This window comes from Pseudomonas sp. HMSC076A11 (assembly GCF_001810205.1).
Lineage (GTDB): Bacteria > Pseudomonadota > Gammaproteobacteria > Pseudomonadales > Pseudomonadaceae > Pseudomonas > Pseudomonas aeruginosa.
Genome location: NZ_KV800309.1, coordinates 168,368 through 174,670, shown reverse-complemented (window position 1 = coordinate 174,670; position 6,303 = coordinate 168,368). Strand labels below are relative to the sequence as shown.

The 6,303-nt window shown below is 66.8% G+C and carries 5 protein-coding genes and 1 pseudogene; 5 read left to right on the top strand and 1 reads right to left on the bottom strand.

The window, feature by feature from the left end; all coding sequences use genetic code 11:
• The 5 genes and pseudogenes from aprD to aprI all read left to right on the top strand — a co-directional run.
• Positions 1-965 (top strand): annotated as a pseudogene (gene aprD / locus HMPREF2716_RS15850) (alkaline protease secretion ATP-binding protein AprD); the annotation flags it as partial.
• Positions 962-2,260 carry an alkaline protease secretion protein AprE gene (gene aprE / locus HMPREF2716_RS15845; protein WP_003082540.1) on the top strand — a complete coding sequence of 433 codons (1,299 nt, stop codon included), beginning with the start codon at positions 962-964 and terminating at the stop codon, positions 2,258-2,260. The pseudogene aprD and the gene aprE, both read left to right, overlap by 4 nt.
• A 3-nt stretch (positions 2,261-2,263) precedes the next feature.
• On the top strand, positions 2,264-3,709 hold the full coding sequence (gene aprF, locus HMPREF2716_RS15840) for an alkaline protease secretion protein AprF (RefSeq protein ID WP_003086727.1): 1,446 nt from the start codon (positions 2,264-2,266) through the stop codon (positions 3,707-3,709).
• Between the two features lie 358 nt (positions 3,710-4,067).
• The gene (gene aprA / locus HMPREF2716_RS15835) at positions 4,068-5,507 is read left to right on the top strand and encodes a serralysin family metalloprotease AprA (protein ID WP_070621954.1); all 1,440 of its coding nucleotides are present in this window, start codon (positions 4,068-4,070) and stop codon (positions 5,505-5,507) included.
• Positions 5,508-5,753: 246 nt separating this feature from the next.
• On the top strand, positions 5,754-6,149 hold the full coding sequence (gene aprI, locus HMPREF2716_RS15830; protein ID WP_003082543.1) for an alkaline proteinase inhibitor AprI: 396 nt from the start codon (positions 5,754-5,756) through the stop codon (positions 6,147-6,149).
• A gap of 12 nt (positions 6,150-6,161) precedes the next feature.
• Here the strand turns inward: aprI and HMPREF2716_RS30035 are convergent.
• Positions 6,162-6,303, bottom strand: a 142-nt coding sequence (locus HMPREF2716_RS30035; protein ID WP_168168083.1) for a methyl-accepting chemotaxis protein, incomplete at its 5' end; no start/stop codon positions are given.

Here is a 6,303-nt window from a genome sequence, read left to right as displayed (position 1 = left end):
GGATGATGATCGCCGGCTCGATCCTGATGGGACGTGCGCTGGGGCCTATCGACCAACTGATCGGCGTGTGGAAGCAGTGGGGCGCGGCGCGCGATGCCTATCGCCGGCTGAGCGGCCTGCTCGACGAATTCCCCGCCCGCGAGCGGCGCATGGAATTGCCCGAGCCGCGTGGCCACCTGCTGCTGGAATCGCTGGACGCGGCGCCGCCCGGCAGCGAGGCGCGCACCCTGCGTGGCCTGACCCTGGCGATCCCGGCCGGCTCGGTGGTCGGCGTGATCGGTCCGTCCGGCTCCGGCAAGTCGAGCCTGGCGCGGGTAGTGCTGGGCATCTGGCCGACCCTGCACGGCAGCGTGCGCCTGGACGGCGCCGAGATCCGCCAGTACGAGCGCGAGACCCTCGGCCCGCGCATCGGCTACCTGCCGCAGGACATCGAACTGTTCGCCGGCACGGTGGCGGAAAACATCGCCCGCTTCGGCGAGGTGCAGGCCGACAAGGTGGTGGAGGCGGCGCGCCTGGCCGGGGTCCATGAACTGGTCCTGCGCCTGCCGCAGGGCTACGACACCGTGCTCGGCGTCGGCGGCGCCGGGCTTTCCGGCGGCCAGCGCCAGCGCATCGCCCTGGCCCGGGCGCTGTACGGCGCGCCGACCCTGGTGGTGCTCGACGAACCCAACTCGAACCTCGACGACAGCGGCGAGCAGGCGCTGCTGGCGGCGATCCAGGCGCTCAAGGCGCGTGGCTGCACGGTGCTGCTGATCACCCACCGGGCCGGCGTGCTGGGTTGCGCCGACCGCCTGCTGGCGCTGAACGCCGGCCAGTTGCACCTGTACGGCGAGCGCGACCAGGTGCTCGCCGCCTTGAACAACCAGCGCGCCGCGTCGGCGTCGCAGCAGCGCGCGGACTACCGGGTGGCCGGCTACGGCGCGCCGCAGGTGGTGGCCGCGCCGCGCCAGGGAGGTGTGGAATGACCCGCACGGTGAAACGCGACGAGAACGCCTATGCGCGACTGGGCTGGCTGCTGGTCCTGTTCGGCTTCGGCGGCGCGCTGCTCTGGGCCGCCTTCGCGCCGCTCGACCAGGGCGTGGCGGTGCCGGCCACGGTGATCATCTCCGGCCAGCGCAAGTCGGTGCAGCATCCGCTGGGCGGGGTGGTCAAGCACATCCTGGTGCGCGACGGCCAGCATGTGGAGGCGGGCGAGCCGCTGATCCGCATGGAACCGACCCAGGCCCGGGCCAACGTCGATTCGCTGCTCAACCGGTACGCCAACGCGCGGCTCAACCAGGCGCGCCTGCAGGCCGAATACGACGGCCGGCGGACCCTGGAGATGCCCGCGGGGCTGGCCGAGCAGGCCCCGCTGCCGACCCTCGGCGAGCGCCTGGAGTTGCAGCGGCAGTTGCTGCACAGCCGCCAGACCGCGCTGGCCAACGAACTCTCCGCATTGCGGGCGAACATCGAGGGGCTGCGCGCCCAGCTCGAAGGGTTGCGCCAGACCGAGGGCAACCAGCGCCTGCAACAACGCCTGTTGAACAGCCAGTTGAGCGGTGCGCGCGACCTCGCCGAGGAAGGCTACATGCCGCGCAACCAGTTGCTCGAACAGGAGCGCCAACTGGCCGAGGTGAACGCCCGGCTATCGGAGAGCAGCGGTCGCTTCGGGCAGATCCGCCAGAGCATCGCCGAGGCGCAGATGCGCATCGCCCAACGCGAGGAGGAGTACCGCAAGGAAGTCAACGGGCAGCTGGCGGAAACCCAGGTCAATGCGCGGACGCTCTGGGAGGAGCTGTCCTCGGCGCGCTACGAACTGCGCCACGCCGAGATCCGCGCGCCGGTCAGCGGCTACGTGGCCGGCTTGAAGGTGTTCACCGATGGCGGGGTGATCGGCCCCGGCGAATTGCTGATGTACATCGTGCCCAACAGCGACAGCCTGGAAGTGGAGGGCCAGCTCGCGGTGAACCTGGTCGACCGGATCCACAGCGGGCTGCCGGTGGAGATGCTGTTCACCGCCTTCAACCAGAGCAAGACCCCGCGGGTCACCGGCGAGGTGACCATGGTCAGCGCCGACCGCCTGCTCGACGAGCAGAACAAGCAGCCCTACTACGCGCTGCGCGCCCAGGTCGACGCGGCCGCGATGGGCAAGCTGAAGGGCCTGCAGATCCGCCCGGGGATGGCGGTGCAGGTGTTCGTCCGCACCGGCGAGCGCTCGCTGCTCAATTACCTGTTCAAGCCCCTGTTCGACCGCGCCCACGTGGCGCTGGCGGAGAACTGACCGATGACCATGCGCCGCCTGATGACCTGGCTGTTCGGCGCCTTCCTGTTGCTGCTGCGCGAGGACGCCTTCGCCCTCGGCCTGCTGGACGGCTATCACCTGGCCCTGGAGAACGACCCGCAGTTCCAGGCCGCGATCCAGGAGCACGAGGCCGGCAGGCAATACCGTGCGCTCGGCCGCGCGGCGCTGCTGCCGCGCCTGGTGTACAGCTACAACCGTGGGCGCAGCTGGTCCGATGTGACCCAGGCCACCACCCGCGGCGATTTCAAGGAAGACCGCGACTACGACAGCTACGTCTCCACCCTCAGCCTGCAACAGCCGTTGTTCGACTACGAGGCCTTCAGCCGCTACCGCAAGGGCGTGGCCCAGGCGCTGTTGTCCGACGAGCGCTTCCGCAGCCAGAGCCAGGAACTGCTGGTCCGGGTCCTGGAAGCCTATACCGGCGCGCTGCTGGCCCAGGACCAGATCGAACTGGCGCGGGCGCAGAAACGCTCCTACCGCGAGCAGTTCCAGCTCAACCAGCGCCAGTTCGAGCGCGGCAACGGCACCCGCACCGACACCCTGGAGACCCAGGCCCGCTTCAACCTGGCCCAGGCCCAGGAAATCGAGGCGCGGGACAGCCAGGATGCCGCCCTGCGCGAGCTGGAGCGGCTGGTCGGGGCGCCGCTGGAGATCGCCGACCTGGCGCCGCTCGGCGAACGCTTCCAGGTGCGCCCGCTGAGCCCCGCCAGCTACACCGCCTGGCGCGACCTGGCGCTGGCCGAGAATCCCGAGCTGGCCTCGCTGCGCCACGCGGTGGACGTGGCCCGCTACGAGGTCGAGCAGAACCGCGCCGACTTCCTGCCGCGCCTGGGCCTGTACGCCAGCACCGGCAAGTCCAAGTCCGGTTCGGAGAACACCTACAACCAGCGCTACGAGACCGACAGCGTCGGCATCCAGTTGAGCGTTCCGCTGTTCTCCGGCGGCGAGACCCTGGCGGCGACGCGCCAGGCCACGCATCGCATGGAGAAGAGCCATTACGACCTGGACGACAAGGTCCGCGAGACCCTCAACCAGGTGCGCAAGATGTACAACCAGAGCAGCAGCAGCGCGGCGAAGATCCGCGCCTACGAGATGACCGTGGATTCGGCGCGGACGCTGGTGATGGCCACGCGCAAGAGCATCGCCGCCGGGGTGCGGGTCAACCTCGACCTGCTGAACGCCGAGCAGGCGCTGTACAGCGCGATGAACGAGCTGTCCAAGGCCAAGTACGACTACCTCACGGCCTGGGCACGCCTGCGTTTCTACGCCGGGGTGCTGGACGAAGCCGACCTGGAACTGGTGGCGGCGAACTTCGTTTCCGGCGAGACGCCGGCGCGCCGCCGCGACTGCGCGACGACGGATTGCCCGGCGCCGCTGCACACCCTGTCGAAGACCGATACGGAGGAAAACCGGAGCGCGCTCAATTGAGACCGCGAAGGACGTGCAGGCAATTGTTCGCCTGGCGTGAAGTCGATGTCCCGGGCGGGTCGACAGAGGTCGAACAATACGCATGGAATTGTTTTTTCAATAAGGCGCTATTTATATGAAACGGTTTTTATAATATTCCAGTGTCTTCGGTAGTTTATCTTTCCTGCATGATTTCATATATGCGGAATTCGTTCGTGCATATGCTTTAAGTGCAGCTTAATTTTTTTCATGAAACCTGTGGACATTGGAAAATGAGCTGTGTCAGTTTGGACTTCGGCCTGATCTGGCCGATAACTGCAATTATCCATCCGATAATTGTATCCGAGTTATTTCCTTTACAACTTAAAGGGATATGACAATGTCCAGCAATTCTCTTGCATTGAAAGGTCGTAGCGATGCGTATACCCAGGTAGACAACTTCCTGCATGCCTATGCGCGGGGCGGGGACGAATTGGTCAATGGCCATCCGTCCTATACCGTCGACCAGGCGGCGGAGCAGATCCTCCGCGAACAGGCGTCTTGGCAGAAAGCGCCGGGCGACTCGGTGCTGACCCTGTCCTATTCGTTCCTGACCAAACCGAACGACTTCTTCAATACGCCGTGGAAGTATGTCAGCGATATCTACTCGCTGGGCAAGTTCAGCGCCTTTTCCGCGCAGCAGCAGGCCCAGGCCAAGTTGTCGCTGCAATCCTGGTCGGACGTCACCAATATCCACTTCGTCGACGCCGGCCAGGGCGACCAGGGCGACCTGACCTTCGGCAACTTCAGCAGTAGTGTCGGCGGTGCGGCGTTCGCCTTCCTGCCGGATGTACCGGATGCGCTCAAGGGGCAATCCTGGTACCTGATCAACAGCAGCTACAGCGCCAACGTCAATCCGGCCAACGGCAACTACGGACGCCAGACCCTGACCCACGAGATCGGCCATACCCTGGGCCTGAGCCACCCCGGCGACTACAACGCCGGCGAGGGCGATCCCACCTACGCCGACGCTACCTACGCCGAGGACACCCGCGCCTATTCGGTGATGAGCTACTGGGAAGAGCAGAACACCGGCCAGGACTTCAAGGGCGCCTATTCCTCGGCACCGCTGCTGGACGACATCGCGGCGATCCAGAAGCTCTACGGGGCCAACCTGACCCCCCGCACCGGCGACACGGTGTACGGCTTCAACTCCAACACCGAGCGCGACTTCTACAGCGCCACCTCGTCCAGTTCCAAGCTGGTGTTCTCGGTGTGGGACGCCGGCGGCAACGACACCCTGGACTTCTCCGGCTTCAGCCAGAACCAGAAGATCAACCTCAACGAGAAGGCGCTGTCCGATGTCGGCGGGTTGAAGGGCAATGTGTCGATCGCTGCCGGGGTCACCGTGGAAAACGCCATCGGCGGCTCGGGTAGCGACCTGTTGATCGGCAACGACGTGGCCAACGTGCTCAAGGGCGGCGCCGGCAACGACATCCTCTACGGCGGCCTCGGCGCGGACCAGTTGTGGGGCGGCGCGGGGGCCGACACCTTCGTCTACGGCGATATCGCCGAGTCCTCCGCGGCGGCGCCGGATACCCTGCGCGACTTCGTCAGCGGCCAGGACAAGATCGACCTGTCCGGGCTGGATGCCTTCGTCAACGGCGGGCTGGTGCTGCAATACGTCGACGCCTTCGCCGGCAAGGCCGGCCAGGCGATCCTGTCCTACGACGCGGCGAGCAAGGCCGGCAGCCTGGCGATCGACTTCAGCGGGGACGCCCATGCCGATTTCGCGATCAATCTGATCGGCCAGGCGACCCAGGCCGACATCGTCGTCTGACGCGCTGACACGGGCGCGGTTCGGTGCGGCGGTACGAACCGCGGCCCTTCGGCCGGCCGGGCACTGTTCGAATTGATAGGTGTCTTCCACAGGAGCGAAGTTGTGAACTGTGGCGCGCCCGTGGGCCGGCGGCCCGGCGGACGAACGGAGGCCCGCGGCGCCTGGCGCGCGCTGGCGTTCGAAGCGAGGATGGCGGGCGGCGTTCGCCGTGTTATCCGATGTTCCAGGCTTGAAGGAGATCTCTCGATGTCGGCAAGCGCGAAGCTCTCCAGGATGGTTTGCTTGCTCTGCGGTTTTTTCAGCACAGGTATCAGTATGGCCAGCAGTCTGATTCTTCTCAGCGCTTCCGATCTCGCCGGGCAATGGACCCTGCAGCAGGACGAGGCGCCCGCGATCTGCCACCTGGAGCTGCGCGACAGCGAAGTGGCGGAAGCCAGTGGCTACGACCTGGGCGGCGATACCGCCTGCCTCACGCGCTGGCTGCCCAGCGAGCCGCGCGCCTGGAGGCCTACCCCGGCCGGGATCGCGCTGCTCGAACGCGGCGGCCTGACCCTGATGCTCCTCGGTCGCCAGGGCGAGGGCGACTACCGGGTGCAGAAGGGCGACGGCGGGCAGTTGGTGCTGCGCCGCGCGACGCCCTAGCTCGCCTGCGGGTCAGACCACGAAGCGACCGATCATGCCCTTGAGGTCGTTGGCCAGGCGCGACAGCTCGTGGCTGGCGCCGCGGGTCTGCTCGGCGCCCTGGGTGGTCTGCACGGCAACGTCGCGGATGTTCACCAGGTTGCGGTCGACCTCG